Annotated in this window: 23 protein-coding genes and 1 pseudogene; 16 read left to right on the top strand and 8 right to left on the bottom strand. The window is 62.8% G+C overall.

What is annotated here, in order from left to right:
* Positions 1-53 precede the first annotated feature (53 nt).
* From gap to HJD22_RS08645, 15 genes are all read left to right on the top strand, one after another.
* Positions 54-1055, top strand: a complete 1002-nt coding sequence (gene gap, locus HJD22_RS08715; RefSeq protein ID WP_208655802.1) for a type I glyceraldehyde-3-phosphate dehydrogenase — start codon at positions 54-56, stop codon at positions 1053-1055.
* A gap of 72 nt (positions 1056-1127) precedes the next feature.
* The gene (locus HJD22_RS08710) at positions 1128-2273 is read left to right on the top strand and encodes a GNAT family N-acetyltransferase (protein ID WP_208655801.1); all 1146 of its coding nucleotides are present in this window, start codon (positions 1128-1130) and stop codon (positions 2271-2273) included.
* Between the two features lie 64 nt (positions 2274-2337).
* Positions 2338-2679, top strand: a complete 342-nt coding sequence (locus HJD22_RS08705; RefSeq protein ID WP_208655800.1) for a septum formation initiator family protein — start codon at positions 2338-2340, stop codon at positions 2677-2679.
* Positions 2676-3410, top strand: coding sequence for a 2-C-methyl-D-erythritol 4-phosphate cytidylyltransferase (gene ispD, locus HJD22_RS08700; RefSeq protein ID WP_208655799.1), 735 nt, complete (start codon positions 2676-2678; stop codon positions 3408-3410). Before HJD22_RS08705 ends, ispD begins: the two co-directional genes overlap by 4 nt.
* 18 nt (positions 3411-3428) lie before the next feature.
* Complete coding sequence (ispF, locus tag HJD22_RS08695) at positions 3429-3920, top strand: 2-C-methyl-D-erythritol 2,4-cyclodiphosphate synthase (protein ID WP_283101615.1); 492 nt, start codon at positions 3429-3431, stop codon at positions 3918-3920.
* Entirely contained in the window at positions 3917-4981 is a 1065-nt protein-coding gene (gene truD, locus HJD22_RS08690; RefSeq protein ID WP_208655797.1) for a tRNA pseudouridine(13) synthase TruD, read from the top strand. Before ispF ends, truD begins: the two co-directional genes overlap by 4 nt.
* Before the next feature lie 18 nt (positions 4982-4999).
* Positions 5000-5746: a 5'/3'-nucleotidase SurE gene (gene surE / locus HJD22_RS08685; RefSeq protein WP_208655796.1), complete on the top strand. Its 747-nt coding sequence runs from the start codon at positions 5000-5002 to the stop codon at positions 5744-5746.
* The gene (locus HJD22_RS08680; protein ID WP_208655795.1) at positions 5733-6413 is read left to right on the top strand and encodes a protein-L-isoaspartate(D-aspartate) O-methyltransferase; all 681 of its coding nucleotides are present in this window, start codon (positions 5733-5735) and stop codon (positions 6411-6413) included. The genes surE and HJD22_RS08680 overlap by 14 nt, the downstream gene beginning before the upstream one ends.
* Positions 6414-6448: 35 nt before the next feature.
* Entirely contained in the window at positions 6449-7366 is a 918-nt protein-coding gene (locus HJD22_RS08675; protein WP_208656904.1) for a DUF368 domain-containing protein, read from the top strand.
* Positions 7359-8540, top strand: a complete 1182-nt coding sequence (locus HJD22_RS08670; RefSeq protein ID WP_208655794.1) for a peptidoglycan DD-metalloendopeptidase family protein — start codon at positions 7359-7361, stop codon at positions 8538-8540. The genes HJD22_RS08675 and HJD22_RS08670 overlap by 8 nt, the downstream gene beginning before the upstream one ends.
* A gap of 145 nt (positions 8541-8685) precedes the next feature.
* Positions 8686-9654, top strand: coding sequence for an RNA polymerase sigma factor RpoS (gene rpoS, locus HJD22_RS08665; protein WP_208655793.1), 969 nt, complete (start codon positions 8686-8688; stop codon positions 9652-9654).
* Between the two features lie 166 nt (positions 9655-9820).
* The gene (locus tag HJD22_RS08660) at positions 9821-11305 is read left to right on the top strand and encodes a TolC family outer membrane protein (RefSeq protein WP_248730178.1); all 1485 of its coding nucleotides are present in this window, start codon (positions 9821-9823) and stop codon (positions 11303-11305) included.
* Between the two features lie 36 nt (positions 11306-11341).
* Positions 11342-12442, top strand: coding sequence for an alanine racemase (alr, locus tag HJD22_RS08655; protein WP_208655792.1), 1101 nt, complete (start codon positions 11342-11344; stop codon positions 12440-12442).
* A 20-nt stretch (positions 12443-12462) separates the two neighbouring features.
* The gene (gene lpxL, locus HJD22_RS08650; protein ID WP_208655791.1) at positions 12463-13410 is read left to right on the top strand and encodes an LpxL/LpxP family Kdo(2)-lipid IV(A) lauroyl/palmitoleoyl acyltransferase; all 948 of its coding nucleotides are present in this window, start codon (positions 12463-12465) and stop codon (positions 13408-13410) included.
* A gap of 181 nt (positions 13411-13591) precedes the next feature.
* Positions 13592-13747, top strand: a complete 156-nt coding sequence (locus HJD22_RS08645; protein ID WP_208655790.1) for a DUF1328 domain-containing protein — start codon at positions 13592-13594, stop codon at positions 13745-13747.
* Between the two features lie 80 nt (positions 13748-13827).
* Here the strand turns inward: HJD22_RS08645 and HJD22_RS08640 are convergent.
* The 8 genes and pseudogenes from HJD22_RS08640 to HJD22_RS08605 form a co-directional block, all read right to left on the bottom strand.
* A pseudogene (locus HJD22_RS08640) lies at positions 13828-14031 on the bottom strand (IS3 family transposase); the annotation flags it as partial.
* Between the two features lie 60 nt (positions 14032-14091).
* Positions 14092-14865 carry a class II aldolase/adducin family protein gene (locus HJD22_RS08635; RefSeq protein WP_217267829.1) on the bottom strand — a complete coding sequence of 258 codons (774 nt, stop codon included), beginning with the start codon at positions 14863-14865 and terminating at the stop codon, positions 14092-14094.
* Positions 14866-14889: 24 nt separating this feature from the next.
* Positions 14890-15699, bottom strand: a complete 810-nt coding sequence (locus HJD22_RS08630) for an ABC transporter permease (RefSeq protein ID WP_208655788.1) — start codon at positions 15697-15699, stop codon at positions 14890-14892.
* Positions 15700-15709: 10 nt separating this feature from the next.
* Positions 15710-16543, bottom strand: a complete 834-nt coding sequence (locus HJD22_RS08625) for an ABC transporter permease (protein ID WP_208655787.1) — start codon at positions 16541-16543, stop codon at positions 15710-15712.
* A gap of 25 nt (positions 16544-16568) precedes the next feature.
* Positions 16569-17678 carry an ABC transporter substrate-binding protein gene (locus tag HJD22_RS08620; RefSeq protein WP_208655786.1) on the bottom strand — a complete coding sequence of 370 codons (1110 nt, stop codon included), beginning with the start codon at positions 17676-17678 and terminating at the stop codon, positions 16569-16571.
* Positions 17679-17756: 78 nt separating this feature from the next.
* Positions 17757-18896, bottom strand: a complete 1140-nt coding sequence (locus tag HJD22_RS08615) for an ABC transporter ATP-binding protein (protein ID WP_208655785.1) — start codon at positions 18894-18896, stop codon at positions 17757-17759.
* Positions 18889-19701 (bottom strand): hypothetical protein, encoded by an 813-nt coding sequence (locus tag HJD22_RS08610; RefSeq protein ID WP_208655784.1) that lies wholly within the window; start codon positions 19699-19701, stop codon positions 18889-18891. The genes HJD22_RS08615 and HJD22_RS08610 overlap by 8 nt, the downstream gene beginning before the upstream one ends.
* A gap of 3 nt (positions 19702-19704) precedes the next feature.
* On the bottom strand, positions 19705-20742 hold the full coding sequence (locus HJD22_RS08605; RefSeq protein WP_208655783.1) for an isopenicillin N synthase family oxygenase: 1038 nt from the start codon (positions 20740-20742) through the stop codon (positions 19705-19707).
* 166 nt (positions 20743-20908) lie between these two features.
* Between HJD22_RS08605 and HJD22_RS08600 the strand changes: the two genes are divergently transcribed.
* Entirely contained in the window at positions 20909-21844 is a 936-nt protein-coding gene (locus HJD22_RS08600; protein WP_208655782.1) for a LysR substrate-binding domain-containing protein, read from the top strand.
* The last annotated feature ends 74 nt before the right edge of the window (positions 21845-21918 follow it).

Raw genomic sequence — 21918 nt, 5'->3', positions numbered from 1 at the left:
GACGATAGGAGAGTGCCGCCACTCAGTAAGGTTCATGGATAAAGGAGGCCATCATGCCCCTACGCATCGCTATCAACGGTTTTGGTCGTATCGGCCGTAATATCGTTCGCGCACTTTACGAAAACGACTATCGCGGGAGCGTCGAGGTCGTTGCGATCAATGACTTGGGTAACCCCTCCATCAACGCCCACCTTCTCAAGCATGACACGGTTCATGGATATTTCCCGTTTTCCGTCAGCCATGACGGCGAGAGCCTGAGCATCGATGGCGAGCGTATCCGGACCTTCTCCGAGCGCGATCCGGCCAGCCTGCCGTGGCAATCTCTCGAAGTGGATCTGGTGATGGAGTGCACCGGCCTATTCACCAAGCGTGAAGCCGCCGCCAAGCACCTCGAGGCTGGCGCCAAGCGCGTGCTGATCTCCGCGCCCAGCCCGGATGCCGATGCCACCGTGGTGTTCGGTGTCAACGAGCAGGTGCTCACTGCCGAACACAAGGTGGTCTCCAATGCCTCCTGCACCACCAACTGCCTGGCCCCGTTGGCCAAGGCGCTCAACGACAGCGTCGGCATCGAAAGCGGCCTGATGACCACGGTGCACGCCTACACCAACGACCAGCACTTGATCGATGTCTACCACAGCGACCCCTATCGGGCACGCAGTGCCACCCACTCGATGATCCCCACCAAGACCGGCGCGGCGGCGGCGGTAGGACTGGTGTTGCCGGAACTGACCGGCAAGTTCGATGGCCTGGCGGTGCGGGTGCCGGTGATCAACGTCTCGCTGGTTGACCTGGTCTTCACCGCCGGCCGCGATACCACCAAGGAGGAGATCAACGAGATCGTGGCCAAGGCGGCGGAGGGCTCCAAGGTGCTGGGGGTGAACGCGCAGCCGCTGGTGTCGATCGACTTCAACCACGACGCCCGTTCCGGCGTGTTCGATGCCAACCATACCCGCGTCAAGGGCCGCATGGTCAAGGTCATGGCCTGGTACGACAATGAGTGGGGCTTCTCCAACCGCATGCTGGACACCGCATTGGTGATGCAGGCCGCAAGCTAGGCCGCACGGCTTTCAGTGGCGTACTCCGCCGTCTATCCTGAGGCTCCTTTTCCGACGGCGGAGAGTCTCGTCATGCAGAACCTCGAAACGTCACTGACACTGCGCGAGGTATCCTCCATCGAGGCGCTGCCCCGCGCCGGCTGGAACGCCCTGGTGGACGACGACCACCCCTTCCTGCGTCACGAATTCCTCGCCGCCCTGGAGGGCAGCGGTGCGGTCTCGCCCGAGACCGGCTGGGTACCCCGGCACTTCGGCCTGTGGCAGGGCACGACCCTGGTGGGTGCGATGCCGCATTACGACAAGTACCATTCCCGCGGCGAGTACGTCTTCGACTGGGGGTGGGCCGATGCCTGGGAGCGCGCCGGCGGACGCTACTATCCCAAGGGGCTGACGGCGATCCCGTTCACTCCGGCCCCGGGGCCGCGAATCGTACTGGCCGAGGGAGTCGACCGCCACGCGGCCATGGCACGCTTCGCCGAGGCCTGGGAGGCGGGCTCGCGTTCCAGCTGGCACCTGCTGTTCGCCGAAGCGCAGGAGGTCGATGCCTGGCGACAGGTGCGTCCGGGGCTGATCGAGCGTCACGGCGTGCAGTTCCAGTGGCAGGACCGCAACTTTGGCGACTTCGAGGGCTTTCTGGCCGCGATGACCTCGAAGCGGCGCAAGGAGATTCGCCGGGAGCGCCGCATCGTCGCCGAGCAGGGGCTCGAGCTGGTTCGCCTGACCGGTAGTGAGATCGATGACGCGGCCCTGGCACACTTCTATGACTGCTACCGCATCACCTACCTCGAGCGGGGGCAGCAGGGGTACCTGAACCTGGCGTTCTTCGAGCGGCTGCGCGATAGCCTGCCGGACGCGCTGGTGCTGGTGCAGGCGCGCTTCAAGGGACGGCCCGTTGCTGCCGCCCTCTGCCTGCAGGGCAGCCGCACGCTCTACGGCCGCTACTGGGGCAGCGAGGTACAGGCCGACTGCCTGCACTTTGAGGCATGCTACTACCAGGGCATCGAACACTGCCTGGCGCGGGGCTTGACGCGGTTCGACCCGGGCACCCAGGGCGAGCACAAGCTCAGCCGTGGATTCGCCCCGGTCGCGCTACGCTCGCTGCACCATATTGCCGACCCGCAACTGCATGACGCGGTGGCCAGATTCTGTCGCGATGAGAAGCACCATATGGAAGCCTATCGTGCTCAGGCCATGCAGGCGCTGCCGTTTCGTCGCTAGCACTGCGCGGTGACGATGAAGATGGCATAATGCGCGCATCGTTTCTTATCCACAGGACCCCTTGATGCTCAAGTGGCTGGCCATCGTCTTGACCGTCTTGATCGCACTGCTGCAGTACCGCCTGTGGTTTGGCGAGGGCGGACTCGAGGAGCTCGCCCAGATTCGCGCCCGTGCCGACGTGCTCGAAGAGCAGAACTCACCGCTGCGGGCACGCAACGAACGCCTGGCTGCCGAGGTCGTCGACCTCAAGACGGGGCTTGACGCCATCGAGGAGCGTGGCCGCAGCGACATCGGCATGGTGCGTGCCGACGAGCAGTTCTACTGGGTGCCCGGCGTGGTGGCCGGGGCCGCGATCATCGAACAGCGCGCCTTGCCGATACCCGCACCGGCGGAGTTGGCGCCATGAGCCGCCTGTGGCTGATCGTGCCAGCGGCGGGAAAGGGCAGTCGCATGGGGGCGCAGCGCCCCAAGCAGTATTTGCCATTGGGCGAGCGCTGCGTGCTCGAACTCACCCTGACGCGCCTTCATCAGGCGTTTCCCGAGGCCCAGCTGCGGCTGTGCCTGGCCGAGGACGATCACTGGTTCGATCCCACCTGGGTGCCCTTCGCCGACTGGCAGCGAGTTGCCGGCGGCGAGCAGCGCGCCGACTCGGTGCGCCAGGCGCTCGCCTCCCTTGAGGGACAGGCCGCCGATGATGACCTGGTGCTGGTGCATGACGTGGCCCGCCCCTGTGTCGATCTAAACGATCTGGCGCGGCTGCTCGAGGCGCTGGTCGACGACCCGGTGGGTGCTCTGCTGGCCGCGCCGGTGGCCGACACCATGAAGCGTGCCGATGCGACCAAGCGAGTGGCCGTGACTGAATCGCGCGAGAGCCTCTGGCATGCCCTGACACCGCAAGGGTTTCGCTTTCGCCTGCTGGTCAATGCGCTGGACGAGGCCCGCCGGCTTGGCGTGACGGTCACCGACGAGGCCTCGGCCGTCGAGGCGCTGGGCCATGCGCCGCGGCTGATCGCTGGCCGGCGCGACAACCTCAAGATCACCCATCCCGAGGATCTGATGCTGGCTGAGCAGATCCTGGCTGCCCAGCGCAACTCCTGTGCTTCACTCTCCTCACCCGACAAAGAGGCGGCTTCCTGAATGTCCGTGAATCTCGGCCTGCGTATCGGTCATGGCTTCGACGTGCATCGCTTCGGCGATGGTGATCATCTGATGATCGGTGGCGTCTCGATCCCCTTCGAGCATGGCTTTGTCGCCCACTCCGACGGTGACGTGCTGCTGCATGCGATCTGCGATGCGCTGCTTGGTGCCTGCGCGCTTGGCGATATCGGTCGCCACTTCCCCGATACCGACGCGGCCTGGGCCGGGGCCGACAGCCGCGAGCTGCTGCGCCACGTGATGGCGCTTATCGCCAATGCCGGTTACCGAGTGGGCAATCTCGATGCCACGCTGATGGCCCAGGCGCCCAAGATGGCGCCACACATACCGGCCATGGTCGAGAGCATCGCTGCCGATCTGGGCGTGGCGCAAGGCACGGTCAACGTCAAGGCCACCACCACCGAGCGGCTCGGCTTCACCGGGCGCGGCGAGGGGATTGCCGCCGAGGCGGTCGTCCTGCTGAGCCGCGCAAGCGATGAGCGCCACCTATGAGTGATGCCCCGGCGCCGCCTGCTGCCTGGCCTCCCCATTGGCCTAGGGCGCTCGATGCCGATTTCGGGCCGCCGGCCAGTGGCGATTACCGTGTCACCCCCGAGGACTTCATCGTCGAGGAGCGCCTGGGCTTTGAGCCGGAAGGCGAGGGGGAGCACCTCTGGCTATGGGTCGAGAAGCGTGACCTGAGCACCATCGAGCTGGCCCGGCGCCTGGCGACCGCCTGCGAGGTGACGCCACGCGACATCGGCTTCTCCGGCATGAAGGATCGCTATGCGATTGCCCGGCAGTGGCTCTCGGTGCACTTGCCGGGGCGCGAGGCGCCGGCCGACCTCGAGGCACGCCTGGCCGAGACCCCGGTGCGGCTGATCGAGCAGCGCCGTCATCCGCGCAAGCTCAAGCGCGGCGTGCATCGTGCCAACCGTTTCGAACTGCGGCTGACGGGCGAAGCCATTGACGATGCGCGATTCGAGGCGCGCTGGCAGCGCCTGGTGGATGCCGGCGTGGCCAACTATTTCGGCCCGCAGCGCTTCGGCCCCGGTGGGCGCAACCTGGCCAAGGCGCGTGCGGTACTGGCGCGTGGCTGGCGCAAGCGCGACGACCGCGACGGCATGCTGCTCTCCAGTGCGCGCAGCTACCTGTTCAATCAACTGTTGGCCCGGCGGGTCGCAGAGGGTAGCTGGAGTGGCGTGCTGGAGGGGGAGCTTGCGATCCTCGACGGTACCGCCAGCCAGTTTCGGGTCGAGGCGCTGGACGACTCCCTGCGGGAACGGGCGGCGATTCTGGATGTCCATGCCAGCGGCGTGCTCTGGGGCGTGGGCGAACTGGCCAGCCGAGGCATTGCGGCGGAGCATGAGCGGGTGGTGGCGCAGCAGGAGGCGTCGCTCGCCGCGGGGCTCGAGCGTGCCGGCGTGCGCATGGGGCGGCGTGCGCTGCGCATACGCCTGAGTGAGCCGAGCCTGCTCAGGCGCGACGCTGCCGTGCACGTGAGCTTCGAGCTTCCGCGTGGCGCCTTCGCCACGGCGGTGCTGCGTGAACTGATGAGCCATTCGACACTATGACCTTGCCGGGAGGAGTGGATGCGCAAACTGTTACTCTCCAATGACGATGGCGTTCATGCGCCGGGACTCAGGGCACTCTACGAGGCGCTGTCGCCGCATGCCCGCTTGCGCGTGGTGGCGCCCGATCGCGACAAGAGTGGGGCGAGCAACTCGTTGACTCTGTCGCGGCCACTGGCAATGACCGCACTGGACAACGGTTTCTACAGTGTTGACGGCACCCCGGCCGACTGCGTTTACCTGGGCGTGAACGGCGTCTGGGACGACAAGCCCGACCTAGTGATTTCCGGCATCAATCACGGTGGCAACCTGGGCGATGACGTGCTCTACTCCGGCACCGTGGCGGCGGCCATGGAGGGACGCAACCTGGGCATGACGGCGATCGCCATGTCGCTGGTGGGCTCGCGCCACTTCGATACCGCCGGGCGCGTGGCGGCCAGCCTGGTCGGGGCCGCCGATACGCTCTCCCTGCCACCACGCAGTCTGCTCAACGTCAATGTGCCGGACCTTCCGTGGGAGGAGATCCGTGGCTTTCGTGTCACCCGCCAGGGGTTTCGCGGACCGGCGGCCACGCCGATGCGGGTCAGCGATCCACGTGGACGCGAGCGCTTCTGGATTGCCGCGGCGGGGGAGAATGCCGATGATGGGTCGGATACCGATTTCGCTGCCATCGAGGCGGGCTATGTGTCGATCACGCCGCTGCAGACCGATTTGACCCGACATGCAGCACTTCAAGACGTTCAGGGCTGGCTGGATGCACTCACTTGATTTGAGCGATGACAGATTACGCGGTGTCGGCATGACATCGCAACGAACCCGTGATCGGCTAGTCGCCAGGCTGATCGAGGCGGGTATCGCCAATCCCGAGGTGCTCGAGACGATTGGCCGCGAGCCGCGTCACCTGTTTCTCGATGAGGCACTGGCACATCGCGCATACGAGGATACCGCACTACCCATCGGTCTTGGGCAGACCCTCTCGCAGCCGTGGATCGTGGCGCGCATGACCGAGCTGGTTGTCGCCGAATCGCCGCGCCGGGTGCTCGAGATTGGCACCGGCTCCGGTTATCAGACGCTGATCCTCTCGCGTCTGATGCCGGCGATCTGGTCGCTGGAGCGTATCGCCACCCTGCATCATCGCGCCGACGAGCGGCTTCGGTTGCTCGGTGCCGACAATGTGCGCCTGCGCCTGGCCGATGGTGGCCATGGGTGGTCGGAAGCGGCGCCGTTCGATGTCATCCTGCTCACCGCCTGTGCCAGCGAACTTCCCGAGGCGCTGCTTGCGCAGCTCACCGATGGGGGAGTGCTCATCGCCCCGCTGGAAGATGCCGACGGCCAACAGTGGCTGACCCGGGTTCGCCGGCGAGGCCAAAGATACGATTACCAGCGCCTCGAGGCAGTACGCTTCGTGCCGTTGCTTGAAGGAGTCATTCGTTGAAGCGTTACTACTCTCTTTTTCTCAAGGGCGCCGGCATGGGGGCCGCCGACGCGGTGCCCGGGGTCTCCGGCGGCACCATTGCCTTCGTCACCGGCATCTATGAAGAGCTGATCCATACCATCAAGCAGTTCGGCCCCAGCGCCTTCGGGGCCTGGCGCCGCGGTGGCCTGGGCATGCTCTTCGTGCATCTCAACCTCATGTTTCTGATACCGCTGCTTGCGGGGATCGCGATCAGCCTGATCAGTGTCGCCCACCTAGTGACCTGGCTGATGGAGGAACAGCGGGTGCTGCTCGATGCGTTCTTCTTCGGCCTGGTGGCCGCCTCGGCGATGGTGGTCAGCCGCAGCCTGACGCACTGGCGCATCTGGCATGTGCTGCCGCTGCTGGCCGGGTTGCTGCTGGCCAAGTTGCTGCCGGCGCTGATGCCTCTCATCAGTACGCTAGGCAGCGAATCGCTGATGCTGATGATCGGTGGCGCCATTGCCATCAGTGCCATGCTGCTACCCGGCGTGTCGGGTAGTTTCCTGCTGCTCACCATGGGGCTCTACGGCACGGTCATGCAGGGCATTCGCGGCTTCGATCTGCTGCTGATCGTGCAGTTCGGCATCGGCTGCGCGATCGGGCTGTTCTTCTTCTCGCGCCTGCTCTCGTGGCTGCTGCGCGCCTTTCATATCGGCACCCTGCAGCTACTGATCGGTTTCATTCTCGGCTCGCTGCCACTACTGTGGCCTTGGCGAGAGCTGGTCACCTACCAGCTGGGACCGAACAACCAGATGATCCCGTTGGCCTACCGTTATCTGACACCGGGCGACTATGCCCTGCTGATCGGTGGGTCGGCGCAATTGATTCCCGCGATCGCGTTGATGCTCGCCGGGTTGTTATTAGTGCTTGCCGTGGGGCATGGCACTCACGACAAGACACGCTCCGACAAGAAGGAAGGCTCCGATGCGTAAGGCCCTTTTGGCATCCGCCGTGGCGCTGGTCATGGTGGGTTGTACCTCTCAACCCCAGTCACCTTCGCAAGTTCAGGTGCGCGACCTGACATTCAGCCGCGAGCAGGCTGCGGCGAACGCCTATACGGTCGAGCCCGGCGATACCCTCTATGGCATTGCCTGGCGCCACGACATGGACTTTCGCGACCTGGCCCAGCTCAACAACATCGGGCCCCCTTACCGGCTGAGCCCCGGCCAACAGCTGCGCCTCTCCTCCGGCGGCGCGGCACAGCCCGCACCAGCCGCGAGCCAGCCGCGCGGCGCTCAGGTGGTCGGTGCAATCGATGTCGATCAGAGTAGCGGCAATCTGGATTGGCTGGAGCCCGATCAGAGCGCCATCGAGCGCAACCGGCGCCTGACGGCCGAGCGGCTGGAAGCATCCGGCACCGACCAGCAGGCACTGGCGACTGCTTCGCAGGTCGGTGGGTCGAGCGCGGACGAAGCGGGCCCGGGCCCGATCTTCAACTACGAGAGCCCGGGCGCGGACGGCTCGCTGAGTGACCGTGACCGGGTCGAGCGTGAGACGCGCGAACGCCAGGCAGCAAGCCAGGCACAGCTCTCCGAGCAAGCGGTGGCGTCAAGCCAGGCTGCTGGTGCGGCGAGCCAGGAGGACGGTCGCGATGCCCCGACCCAAGCCGAATCGCAGCCGGGCGCGAGTGAGGCGCCCGCTCAGACTCAGTCGCCCGATGCCGGTACTGCCGTGGCGGGACAGGCCGAACGTCCGGCCAGCGACCGCTCCCAGCGCAGCTACACACCAGTTGCCGAGGTGCCCTGGCAGTGGCCGTCGGATGGTCAATTGGTCGGGCGTTTCGGCGAGGGGTCAAGCATTACTGCCGGCATTGATATCGGCGGTCAAAAGGGGCAACCTGTGAGAGCGGCGGGGCCAGGTATCGTCGTTTATGCCGGCAGTGGCGTGCGCGGTTACGGCAACCTGATTCTGCTCAAGCACAACGATCAGTATCTGAGTGCCTACGCGCACAACGACAGCCTTAACGTCGCCGAGAACGATGTCGTCGAAACGGGTGAAGTGATCGCCACGATGGGCGATACCGACGCCGACAACGTCAAGTTGCACTTTGAGATTCGCCGGGATGGTCAGCCCCAGGACCCTCTGGACTATCTGCCATCGCGCTAGCATTGGTGATGCGTCAGGCATTGGCGTAAAGGATAGCAACGCGATAACGCAAAACGCGGTATAACAATAATTCGGCCAGCGATGCCCGCATGGACCGCCCAATGGCTCGCTGGTAGGACCGGGCAGTGCACAACGGGGTAGTGAAATGAGTATGATCGAACAGGATCTTCAGGAAGTTGATCTCGATACCGTCGACAACGTAGAGCAGGACGACGATACCAGCAACAAGGATGTGCAGGAGTTCGAAAAGGCACTCAGCCGCGAGGAAAATTCATACCACCACAGTCTCGATGCCACCCAGATATACCTCAATGAGATCGGCTTCTCGCCGCTGCTGACGCCAGAGGAGGAGGTCCATTTCGGACGCCTTGCCCAGAAGGGCGATCCGGCCGGTCGGGCGCGCATGATCGAATCCAACCTCAGGTTGGTGGTCAAGATCGCCCGGCGCTATCTCAATCGCGGACTCTCGCTTCTCGACCTGATCGAGGAGGGCAACCTAGGGTTGATTCGCGCCGTGGAGAAGTTCGATCCCGAGCGCGGTTTCCGCTTCTCGACCTATGCCACCTGGTGGATTCGCCAGACCATCGAGCGTGCGCTGATGAACCAGACACGCACCATTCGACTGCCGATCCATGTGGTCAAGGAGCTCAATGTCTATCTGCGCGCCTCCCGCGAACTGACCCAGAAGCTCGATCACGAGGCCACCGCCGAAGAGATCGCCGATCACCTCGACAAGCCCGTGGCCACGGTCAAGAAGATGCTCGGGCTCAACGAGCGGGTCTCTTCGGTGGACTACCCGGTGGGGGGTGAAAGCGACAAGCCGCTGATCGAGACATTGGCCGACGATAACGACATGGGGCCTGAATCGTCGCTGGTCGATGGCGACGTCAAGGAGCATGTCGACGAGTGGTTGGCCGAACTCACCGAGAAGCAGGTGGAGGTCGTGATTCGTCGCTTCGGGCTGCGTGGCCATGAAGCGGCCACGCTCGAGGAGGTGGGCGAGGAGATCGGTCTGACACGTGAACGCGTTCGCCAGATTCAGGTCGAGGCGCTCAAGAAACTGCGCCGTACCTTGGAGAAGCAGGGTCTGTCTCTAGACACCATCTTCGAGTAGAGCGCCGTTGCAAGAAGTGCCGTTGCCAAGATAGGGATCGTCGCGCAGGAGGGTCATCCCTCCTGCGCGATCTATTGCGAAGCGCTGCCATTTTGCACGTTGCTTGCATGGAGAGCAGGCAGACTAGGTCGTGCAGGAAAATACGCGTCACCCATTTCGAGACAAGATGATGCCATTCCCTTCCAGACTTTCCCGCTTCACTCCCCATACCCTTTCCCTGTCGACAGTCCTGGCGATTGCGCTTGCGGCGACGCCTGCCCAGGCGGTCGATCTGCTGACCGTGACCCGGGATGCCCTGACCAACAATGCCGCCCTGGCCTCGGCCCGCGCCGAGTTCCAGCAGGTCAGCGAGGGGCGCAACATCGAACGCGGCGGGTTGCTTCCCCAAGTGGGGGTGGGAGCGAGCCTGACCCACAACCGCAGTTACAGCAGCCAGGGACAGACAACGATCATCGATTCCTCCTCAGACACCGGCGGGCTCGATGTCTATGATCGCGTTGGCGGGGATGAAAACTTCAATGCCGCCAGCGTGAGCCTCGATGCAAGCCAGGCGCTCTACGATGCCAGTCGCTGGGCGTTGATCGAGCGTGCCGAGCACCAGATCAGTCAGCAGGCGCTGGTGCTGGCCGCCGCGGAGCAGCAGCTGCTGTTCGATGTCGCCACGGCCTATTTCGAGATTCTGCGTGCCGCCGATATCCTCGAGGCGCGCCAGGCCCAGGAGGCGGCCATCAGCCGTCAGCTCGAGCAAGCCGAGGAGCGTTTCGAAGTCGGTTTGACCGGCATAACCGATGTCTACGAGGCGCGCGCGACCTTCGACCTGGCACGTGCCCAGCGCATCGCTGCAGCCAATGCCCTGCAGGTCAGTTTCGAAGCGCTGGAGCGACTCACCGACCGCCGCTACGCCACTATCGATGGCCTGGCCGAGGCGCTTCCCGTCGAGCCTCCCCAGCCTGCCGTGCGCGACGAGTGGGTCGAGATGGCGATGAACAATAGCCCCATGGTCAGGATGGCCGAAGCCGGTATCCTGGTGGCGCGAAGCAATGTGGATATCTCGCGCGCAGGCGTAAGGCCGGTGCTGGAAGCGTTTGCCAACTATCAATTTTCGGATAACGACCGCAGCAACGTGAGCGGCTACAACTCCGACAGCCAGATCGGAGTGCGCGCCAATCTGCCGGTCTACACCGGCGGCACCACCAGTGCCCAGATTCGTCAGAGCACCTTCGGGCTCGAAGTCAGCCAGTACGATTTCGAGGCCCAGCGTCGCGATACCACCCAGCAGGTACGGTCGCTGTTCACCCAGGTCAGCAACGATGTGGAGAACGTCGAGGCGCGCCGCCTGGCCATCGATTCCAACCGCAGCGCGCTCGAGGCAACGCGCTCGGGCTATGAAGTGGGCACACGCAATATCGTCGACGTGCTCAATGCCGAACAGAACCTCTTCAATGCCATAGCCGACCATGCCGAGGCGCGTTACGACTATGTGCTTGGCCTGCTCAACCTGCGCCAGCAGTCGGGCACCCTCGACGGCGAAGCGGTGCTTGGGGTCAACGAGTGGCTGAGTGACGAGCGTTCGGTGTCGCTCGAGCTGCCCGATGAGCCCGAACGCGACCCGGGCATGAACATTGGCGAGCGACCACGCCTCGCCCCCTGACAACACGACCGAAGACCGCCGGTTCTGGAGCGCACCATGGCCCGCCCGTTGATCGCCGAGATCGATCTCGACGCCTTGCGTCACAACTACCGCCTGGCTTGCGAGCTAGCCCCCAATAGCCGCTCGGTGGCGGTAATCAAGGCTGATGCCTATGGGCACGGTGCATTGGCCTGCGCTCGCGCCCTAGAGCCGCTGGCGCCGGCCTTCGCCGTCGCCTGTATCGAGGAGGCCGAAACCCTGCGTGCCGGAGGCATCCAGGCACCGATCCTCCTGCTCGAGGGATTTTTCGACGCAAGTGAGCTTGAGCGTATCGAGGCGTTGAGGCTATGGAGTGCCGTTCACAGTGATTGGCAGGTCGAGGCGCTGCTCGACTATCACCCCGCCCAGCCCATTCCGACTTGGCTCAAGGTCGATTCCGGCATGCACCGCCTGGGCTTTCCGCCCGAGCGGGCCGAGGCGGTCTGGGAGCGGCTCAAGCTGGCGCCTGCGTGCGTCACCGATCTGCATCTGATGAGCCATTTCGCCACTGCCGATGCGCTGGCATCAGACTATTTTTCGCAGCAGGTGACCCTGCTCGAGACGCTGGCGGCAAGGCTCGCTGCTCCCACCTGTCTTGCCAACTCGCCGGCCACCCTGGCCTGGCCGCAGACCCATGGCGCATGGAACCGCCCCGGCGTGATGCTCTACGGCAGCGATCCGCTCGAAGCGAGCAACGACGCCAGCCGGACGCTGAAACCGGTGATGACGCTACGCTCGGAGATCATCGCCGTGCGTGAACTCCCCGCCGGGCAGCCCGTCGGTTACGGCGGCCGCTGGACGACACCGCGCCCCTCGCGCATCGGCGTGGTCGCCTGTGGCTATGGTGACGGCTATGACCGTCATGCCGTGGACGGCACGCCAGTGCTGGTGGAGGGGCAGCGCTGCCCCCTGGCCGGCAAGGTGTCGATGGACATGATGACGGTGGACATTACCGAGCTGCCCCAGGCGACGATCGGCAGCGAGGTGGTGTTGTGGGGTACCTCGTCCCATGGCGAGACGCTTTTGGTGGATGAGGTGGCCCGCCATTGCGCGACCATCAGCTATACCCTGCTGACCGGGGTGCTGCCGCGGGTGCCAAGGCGTTATCATAGCGGCTGATGTTACGCGATGAGGCCCTCATGGCTAAGGCAAAACGCTCGCCCCGTAGAGAAGAGAGCGACGGCTCCTTCGCACACCCCCGTTACTGGATAGCCTGGCTCGCCATTGGCTTGATGCGCATTGGCGCCTGGTTGCCATGGCGCATGAAACTGGCGGCGGGCAAGGGCATCGGTCTACTGGTGTGGCGCTTCGTCAAACGTCGCCGTCGTATCACCTCCACCAATCTCAGGCTCTGCTTCCCCGAGCTGAGCGAGGCGCAGCACGAGGCGCTGGTTCGAAAGACCTTTATCGCCAATGGCATCGGCATCCTCGAAACCGCGACAGCATGGTGCCGCGATCCCGAGCACCTTCGTCATCGAGTGATCTTCAAGGGGCAGGAGCACATGGCGCGTGTGCAGGCGCAAGGGAAGGGGGCGCTGGTGATTGGCGTGCACTTCTCCACTCTGGACTTGGGCGGCGCGCTGCACTCGCTCTTTTTCCCCGCCGACGTGGTCTACCGTCCTCACAACAACGCCCTGTTCGAGCGCTTCATGACCCGCGCCCGGCGACGCATCTTCGGTCAGGCCATCGACAGGCGCGATCTGCGTGGCGTCGTGAGACGCATCAAGGCGGGGCATAACGTCTGGTACTCCCCGGATCAGGATTTCGGACGTGATGTCAGCGTCTTCGCCCCCTTCTTCGGCATCCAGACCGCCTCGATCAAGCTGACCGCCAAGATCGCCCGCATGACCGGGGCGCCAGTCATGCCCTTCATGTTCCACCGCAACCCCGACAATCGCACCTATACTCTGGAGTACCTGCCCCCACTCGAGAACTACCCCAGTGGTGACGAGGAAGCCGATGCGGCCAAGGTCAACGCCTTCATCGAAGCGGCCATCCGCAAGCATCCCGAACAGTATCTATGGCTGCATCGGCGCTTCAAGACACGTCCGGAAGGCGAGCCGGATCTCTACCAACTGGATAGATGATGGTTATATTAGCATTGCCGAAAACTTGACTTGGCCGCTAAAACAGACAAGGCTTATCTTGTGAATGGAGGTCATGGAAAGCGTCACTCACAAGTTCGAAATCAATGCACTTGCTCAGTGCCGGTTCGACAAGCGCTCTTGATGTTAAGTGCGTGGCACCACTAAAAGAAAAGGAGTTCTTATGCTTGGTAACGCCATGTTGTTCCTCATCATCGCCGTGATTGCCGCGGTGCTTGGCTTTAGCGGTATCGCCGGGGCGGCGACGACAATTGCACAGATCCTGTTCGTGCTCTTTCTTGTCTTGTTCGTGGTGTCGCTGATCCGCGGACGGCGATGATGTCAGCCGAACGGTCCCGCATTCAGCGTGCAAGCAAAAGCCCCACCGGAGTGAACTGATCCAATTGTCGAACAGTTCATTCAAACGGCGCTCAAGGCCTGGGTCCTGTACTGCACAGGTCTCAGGCCTTTTAGTTTCACCTAATGCGCTCATGGTTGTAGTAGTGGATATAGTGGGCGAGCTTTTTAAAGCTGCTCCACTGTGTCGAACCGGCTCCAGCGAAAATGCTCGGCTTGAGTGTGCCGAAGAAGCCCCATAGCAGCGTTGTCCGAGCAGTTGCCTTTGTGCATGCCCTTTGAGTCACTCTTCGCGGGTACGCTCGTCATCTTTTTGCATTGGGGCTGTCAGCTACAATAGTCGCTGCGCTGCTCTTTGATCAAACACAGTGCTGCTTGCCAGGCCAACTCGACGATTTCGCGCTCACCTTCTGCGGCGAACTGTGCTGCGGTATGGCGCTGAACCGCTTCGCTAGGAATGTGCAGCGGGCGGCCACCGGCAAGCGCCTGGACCTGCGCCTGACAAGCGCGCTCCAGAAAGTAGATCTCCATGAACGCTTCGGCAACGCTCTCTCCGGCAGTCAGCAGGCCATGGTTACGCAGGATCATCGCCTTGTACGGGCCAAGATCGGCCACCAGCCGCTCACGTTCGGCAATATCCAGCGCGACACCTTCGTACTCATGGTAGGCGAGCTTACCGTGGAACTTCAGTGCGTGCTGTGTCAGCGGCAGCAACCCTTCCTCTTGGGCGGCGACCGCCATACCGGCTGCGGTGTGGGTATGTATCACGCAGTCGAGTTCCGGCCGGGCTTCGTGAATCGCCGAATGAATCACGAAGCCGGCAGCATTCACGAGCCCCCGGGGGTTAAGGCTGTCCACCACCTGGCCCTGATGGTCGATGCGCACCAGGTCCGAGGCGCGCATGCGCTCGAACGGCACTCCGTAATTGTTGATCAGAAAGTGATTCGGAGCATCGGGGACACGCAGAGTCAGGTGGGTATCGATCAGGTCGGTCATACGGTAATGGGCGATCAGGCGATAGAGCGCCGCGAGTTCGCAGCGCGCCTGCCATTCTTGAGTGCTGCACCCTTGGGGCGCGTATACATTCATCGGTGCTGTCATTTCGATCCTCTTTTTGCAATAAGGCTACCGGCGCGAATCGCGCCAATGTTGGATCGCCATGCGTGCCAGCAACAGCAGTAGAGCAGCCCCAATCAGCAGCGTGGAGATGGCGGCCACCACCGGATCGACGTTATCGCGTAGGCCGCTCCATATCTGACGCGGCAGAGTGACGACTTCCCAACTGGTGATGAACAGCGTGACCGCAATCTCCTCCCAGGAGAGAACGAAACAGAGTAGAAACGTGGTCAGCATCGCCAGGCGCAGATTGGGCAAAATCACCTGCCAGGTGGTCTGCCACAGACTGGCTCCGAGATTGCGCGCCGCAAGTTCGATACGGCGGTCGATACGGCTGATGGCCACCAGCATGTTAATGACGCCGAATGGCACGATCAGCAGTGTATGCGCCAGAATCACCCCAGGCAGCGAGTCGTAACCGAGCCCAGGAGCGACACGGGTCACGTTGGTGGTCATGAAGTAGAGAACCATCGCTGAAACCACGGGCGGCACGATCAGCGGTAGCATGCATAGTCCGATCAGCCAACGCGTCCAGGCAGTGCTGCGATACCAGATGGCGATAACGAAGGCGGTGGATAACAGCGTAGCCAACAGCCCGGCGCAAACCGCCACTACCGCGCTCTGCATGATGCTGCCGAGCCACTCGGATGAGTTCAGTAGTGACACGTAATGGCGTAGCGACCAGTCGCCTTCGGGCATCGACAGGTAGCGCTTACCGGTAAAGGAGACCGGTACCACAGCGGCCAGGGGCAGCATCAGGAAAAGCATGGTAATGAGTGCCATTAGCTTGGCCAGCCAGCCTGCACGGTAAATGTTCATGGCAATATCCTCAGCCGACCAGGCGCTCGAGGCGGGAAAAGCGCAATAACAGCCACACTAGGCCCGACACCATAACCAGCATCAGCATGCACAGGGCGGCGCCGATGCCCCAATTGTAGGTCTGGAACATCTGCAGAAAGACGTATTCGGCCGCCATCACCGTCTGGCCACCCCCCAGGATGGCGGGAATGACGAAGAAGCCCAGGCAGAACACGAATACCATAATGAAGGCACCGAGCAGGCCAGGCAGGGTCTGGGGCAGGAATACCGAGACGAATACCCGCAACCTCGACGCGCCCAGCCCGCGGGCGGCGAGCAGTACTCGATCGTCGATCTGGCGCATTGACGACACCAGCGGGAAGAAGGCGAAGGGCACCATGAAGTGGACCATGGCAATCACCACTCCGAGCGAATTGCGTGTCAGCGTGAGCGGCGAGTCGATCAGTCCCAGTCCTTCCAGCCAGCCATTGACCAGGCCGTTACTGCGCAGTGCGATCAGCCAGCCAAAGGTGCGTACCAGCACCGAGATCCAGAATGGCAGGAACACGCACAGCTCGACCCAGCGTTGCCAGCCGGGGGAGCTGTAGAGCCAGCAGTAGGCCATCAGGAAGGCGAGCAGCAGGGCGAGTATGCCGACCGTGGCGCATAGATAGAGCGTGCGCCACAGCACGCCGTGGATGGCGCTGTCGGTGAATAACCGCGCGTAATTGGCCACCCCCGGTTCCGGTAGGGTGACGCTCCAGGCGGCAATGCCGGCGAACGGCAGAACGTAGCACAGCAGCAGCAAGGCCGGCAGCGGCCAGAGCAGCAGCCGGTACTGCCAGCGTTCGGAAATTTTCACCATATCGCTCTTTTTCCCCAGGTCGGGCTCAGGCCCCGGTACGGGTCAGGAACTGATCCAGCACACTGCCGTAGTGGTCGGCATACCACTCGATGTCGAGCTTGAACTGTTTGGCCAGGTTCTCTTCCGAACCGCAGTTCAGCTTGACCAGCTCTTCGGGAATCATTGACGAGGCGGCAGGATTCGAGGGGCCGTTACCGAGCAGTCTGAGCAGCTCTACCTGGCCTTCCGGCTCCAGTGCATGTTCGATGAAGCGCATGGTGGACTCGACGCCTGCCGGGTTGTCGTTCAGCACCGCCCAACTGCTGGGCGTGACGCAGGCGTTGTCGTAGTGCCAGCCGATGCGACCTTCGGTATCACGATCGAGTACGATGGCCCGAGTATTCCAGATATGGCCCATGCTGACTTCACCATCTAGGAACAGCTGTTGGCTTTCGGCGCCGGACCCCCAATAGGCGAGGATATGCGGACGCAGTTCATCGAGCTTGTCCATGGCGCGGGCGATGTCGAGCGGATAGAGATCTTCCATCGCCACGCCGTCGGCCAGAAGCGCGGCTTCGAGCACGCCATTCATCCATTTGTACATGGTGCGTTTGCCGGGGAAACGCTCGACATTCCAGAAGTCCGCCCAGGTGCGCGGCGTTTCGTCGAAGCGCTCCTTGTCCCAGGCAATCACGTAACTATAGAGGTAACTGGCCACGCCGTAGTCGGTGGCGAAATCCTCGTTGACCTTGGATCGGTCGATGATCGAATAGTCGAGCGGCCGCATCAGCCCCTCGCGGCCTAGGGTCAGTGAGGTGAACGGCTCGGCGTCGACCACGTCCCAGCTCGGCCGGCCCGAGGCGATCTGGGCGCGAATGGCCCCTTCGGTCGGGCCGCTGCCGTCGATGCGCACCTGAATGCCGGTTTCTCGTGTGAAGCTCTCGGTCCACGCCTGACGATAGGCGTCGATGGCGTCGCCACCCCAATTGACGATCACGATCGGTCGATCCTGCGCCCAGCTGATGCCGCTGCGCATCGCCAAGGGCAGGGCCGCCAGCATGCCCGCCGCCTTGAGAAAACTGCGCCGATCAACGTCCCCGCGACGCACCTTGTCAACGAGCAGTTCGACACAGTCCTGCTGATGGGTCTGATGCATTTTTATATTCCTTGTTTACGTTGTGATAACCCACTGACGGAATTGTTGTTATTACTGTGGTTGCGTCGTTCTCAAGATTTACGCCTCGAGCACGATGCCGTCCTCGATCCGCCACTGGAGCCAGAGCGAACGGCCAGGCGGCACATCGGCCGCAGGGTGTGTGTTGGCCACGCTGGTAGTGAAAATGGTGCCATCAAATAAGGCGAGCTTCAGGTCCAGGCTATGGCCTTGGTAGGTACGCTCCTGCAGCGTGGCACGGAGCCCGTTATAGCCCTCATGCGAGTTGATGGTCTCATCGGTCATCACGCATAGCTGCTCGGGACGGATACCGAGCAGAAGCGAATCGTGTGAGAAATGGCGTTCGCTGAAGGCGGTCAGGCGGGTATCGCCGAAATGGCCGGTGATCCGCTTTCCAGCGCGGTTGACGTTGACCAGAGGGAGTTGATTCATTCGTCCAAGAAACTCGGCCACGAAGCGGTCGTGCGGCTGGGTATAGAGCCGTTCCGGCGTATCGATCTGAGAGAGTCGCCCCTGCTTGAAAATGGCGATGCGCGAGGAGAGCGCCAGCGCCTCGCTCTGGTCATGGGTGACGAATACGAAGGTAGTGCCCATCTCGCGATGGATACGCTTGAGCTCCTCCTGCAACTGGCCGCGCAGGTTCTTGTCCAGCGCCGAAAAGGGTTCATCGAGCAGTAGTATCTCTGGTTCGAAGACCAGGGCCCGGGCCAGGGCGACCCGCTGTTGCTGCCCGCCCGAGAGCGCGCTGGGCTTCTTATGGGCGTGCTCGCTGAGTCCTACGGTGTCGAGCATTTTTGCCACGCGTTGGCGGCGTGTGGCGCGACTCATCCCGCGAATGCGCAGTGGGAAGGCGATGTTGTCGGCCACGCTCATATGCGGAAACAACGCATAGCCTTGGAAGACCATCCCGTAGTTGCGTTTTTCGGCCGGACGTAGGGTGATGTCCTGCCCATATTCCTTGATACGCCCGGCACTGGGCGTGGCGAAACCGGCAAGAATCATCAGCAGGGTGGTCTTGCCAGACCCCGAGGGACCGAGCAGCGTGAGGAATTCACCGCGCCGGATATCGATGAAGATATCGTCAAGCGCCAGAAAACTGCCATAGCGTTGCTGAATTCCCTGCACGCTCAATTGCACGTCGCCAGTGGCCGGGCCGGTCGAAACGGAGGGCTCGGAAAGCGGCGAGAGAAAGCTAGTCATTGTTCTTTCTGCCGGTCGTAGGGGGGCGATCATTTCTATCCTGCAAAGCGCGTACCATGTCTACCTGTATCGGGGCCGAGTGAGGCGCCATTTTCTCGGGCTTGCCCAGGTGACTCTCTTCCAGATGCCAGCCAGCCTCGATGATCTCGCCATGTGAGTCACACATTGTCAGCGGTTGCCCTTCTCGCCAGGGCAGAGTCGAAAGCTGAATGGCGAATGCCGCGCCTGGTTGCTGGCGCACAGCGTAGGAGATCTCGCAATCGAGCAGTTGGCTCGCGGTAGTCGGCTCGGCATCGAGCAGCGCAGACAGAGGGCGCGGTGGCAGCGCGTCAGTTCGCCGTGTGATCAACATGGCGTGGGCATCGATCACCAGCAGTCGCGCTGCGTCATCGTCACGACGCCACACGTGTATGCTGGGATTGAGGGGCGTCAGGCGATGCCACTCCTCTTCATAGGCGCCGGAGGGGGCACGCTCGATCACCGCGTCGCCGCGCGGCTCCAGGTCGCCCGGCTCGGGGAAGTCGACGATGGGCTGATAGCCCCACTCGCGATGCCATGTCGACCGTTGGGCGGGGCAATGGCAACGGCCGGTGGCGCCTTGCTGGTGCGCCAAGGCGTGGTTGGCTTCATTAGATGCACCAAAAGCGCTCACGTCAGGCCGTGTGGCGGCGATGCGCAGGTCACCATAGCAGCTCATCCCCTGCAGCCAGAAAACCCGCGACGTGGTGTCCTGTTCACCGTTGGCGTGCACGATACGCGTGCGCTGCCAGACACCGCGCAGCCAGTTGGGTACGGTTGCCTGCATCGATCAGCTCCCGCTCGGCTGCTTGCGGTGGGCATTGGTGGCATCGAGCCTGCCCACGAGATGCTCGCCGGCAATCGTGTCGGGATAGCGGGCCGGTTCGCCATCATGTGAGCAGTTGGGCAGACAACTGACGACGGTGTGGTAGTTGCAGCCGCAGAAAAAAGGCATGGAGTAGCGCTCACGTCCGGAGCGGTTGTAAACGCGATGCACCGTCGAGGCGAAGCGGTCGTTGGTCCAACGCGCCATCATGTCGCCGATATTGACCACGAAGGTACCCTCGATAGGCGGCACGGCAATCCATTCACCCTTGGCATTGCGCGCCTCCAGCCCACCGGTACTGTCCTGAGCCAGCAGCGTCAGGCACTCGTAATCGCTGTGGGCGCCGATGCCGACGTGGGGTTCGCCTTCATGGGACGGGTAGCGGATCAGGTTGAGCTGTGCCATGGGTTTATCGGTCTTGTCATCGAAAAAGTCCTCGTCGATGCCGATGGCCAGGGCGAAGAGACGAAACAGTTCCCGCGAAAGGGCGAACATCTCCTCATAGTAGGCATAGACTGTCTCGCGGAAACCTGGCAGCTCCCGCGGCCAGGTATTAGGGCCATACATGATGATGCCGTTCCGGAAGTCGGGATCGTCCGCGGGCAGCTCGAGGCCGATCTTGAACACCTCCTTGCTGTCGGCGGCATAAGGGTCGAGGGTCTCTTCGCCGATGCCCAGATACCCCCGGTGATTGGGCAGTTTGCTGATGTGAATTTCCTGCTTCTGCGTCAGCGGCAGAGCGAAAAAGCGCTGCGCAGCGGCCCAGGCGCCGTCGATCCTTTCACCGGATATGCCATGGTTGGCGATATAGAAAAAACCTGCCTGTTCACATGCCGTGCCGATCTCGGCGGCGACCGACTGGCGCGACTCGGGGGTGGCTTCGGGGCCGAGCGCGGGGGACAGATCGATCACCGGAACGTGGGTGAAGTCACGGCCTTTCTCACGGGCCAACCGATCGGGATTGCGCGGGCGGCTGAGAGCCGATGGGTGGGAAGGGGTCATCACAAAATCCTCGGAAAGGTAGCGGGACAGTGGGTCGCCAGCACCCAGGCCTTCGCCCTTGACTGGTGGCGCCAAGCCAGTCTCGATGAATTAGGCTTTCAGGTTGGCAAAATCCTGTTGATAATAAAATTCATATTTTTTAGCCAAGCATGTGAGAAAAATTGCGATGCGCCGCCCCTTGCCACCACTCAATGCCCTGCGCGCCTTCGAGGCCGTGGCGCGGCTGCACAGCGTCACGCTGGCGGCAGACGAGCTGCATGTCACGCATGGGGCTGTCAGTCATCAGATAAAGACGCTTGAAGCGGCGCTGGGTATTTCCCTGTTTCATCGCGACCGTCGGCAGCTACGCCTCAACCAGACCGGACTGGTCTATTCGCGTCAGGTCCGCGAGGCGTTACGCCTGCTTTCCGAAAGCACCCTCAAGCTAGGCTTGCCCTCGGTTGAAGGACGGTTGCATGTCTCCTGCCCACCGACCCTGGCCACCAAGTGGCTGGCCTACCAGTTACGCACCTTCCGTGCCGCCTTTCCGGATATCGATCTGACAGTAGTGCCACGCAATCTTGACGACGAGGAAGTGGCCACCGGCGACTATGACGTGGCGGTGGTCTATGGCAACGGCGAGTGGGAACGCCGGCAAGTGCAACTCCTGGCGAATTTCGACATGACGCCGGTCTGTCACCCGCGCTTCTTCGAAGCCAGCGACCAACCGCATCAAGTGAACGAGCTGCGAGGTGGCTGGCTGCTGCATGAGGATGCAGGCGGAAACTGGAAACGCTGGCTGGCCACAGTGGGAGCCAGTGTCAACAACCTGGGGCGCGGTACGCATTTGCTGGGGGCGCATCTCACGCTGGAGTCAGCGGCGGCGGGGTTCGGCGTGGCCCTTGGCGACCGTATCGTCTGTGCCCAGGATTTCGCTCGCGGCAATCTGGTGAGGCTGTTCGAGGCGGAAGTTCCAGCACCCCAGGCCTATTATCTGGTGTGCGCCCCGCACCGTGTCGACGAGCCACGCATTCTGCTGTTCTGCGACTGGATTCAGGCGCGAATAGAACACACGCTTGGCAGAAACGGCAACGCCCCCGTAAGGCGAACTGACCTTCAATAATGGGACGGTTCATTCAAACGGCGCGCAAGGCCTGGATCCCGTACTGCACGGTGGCTCAGGCCTTTTAGTTTCGC

This window comes from Halomonas sp. TA22 (genome assembly GCF_013009075.1).
Taxonomy (GTDB): domain Bacteria; phylum Pseudomonadota; class Gammaproteobacteria; order Pseudomonadales; family Halomonadaceae; genus TA22.
The sequence above is the reverse complement of the archived record's forward strand: the minus strand, read 5'-3'. Positions and strand labels throughout refer to the sequence as shown.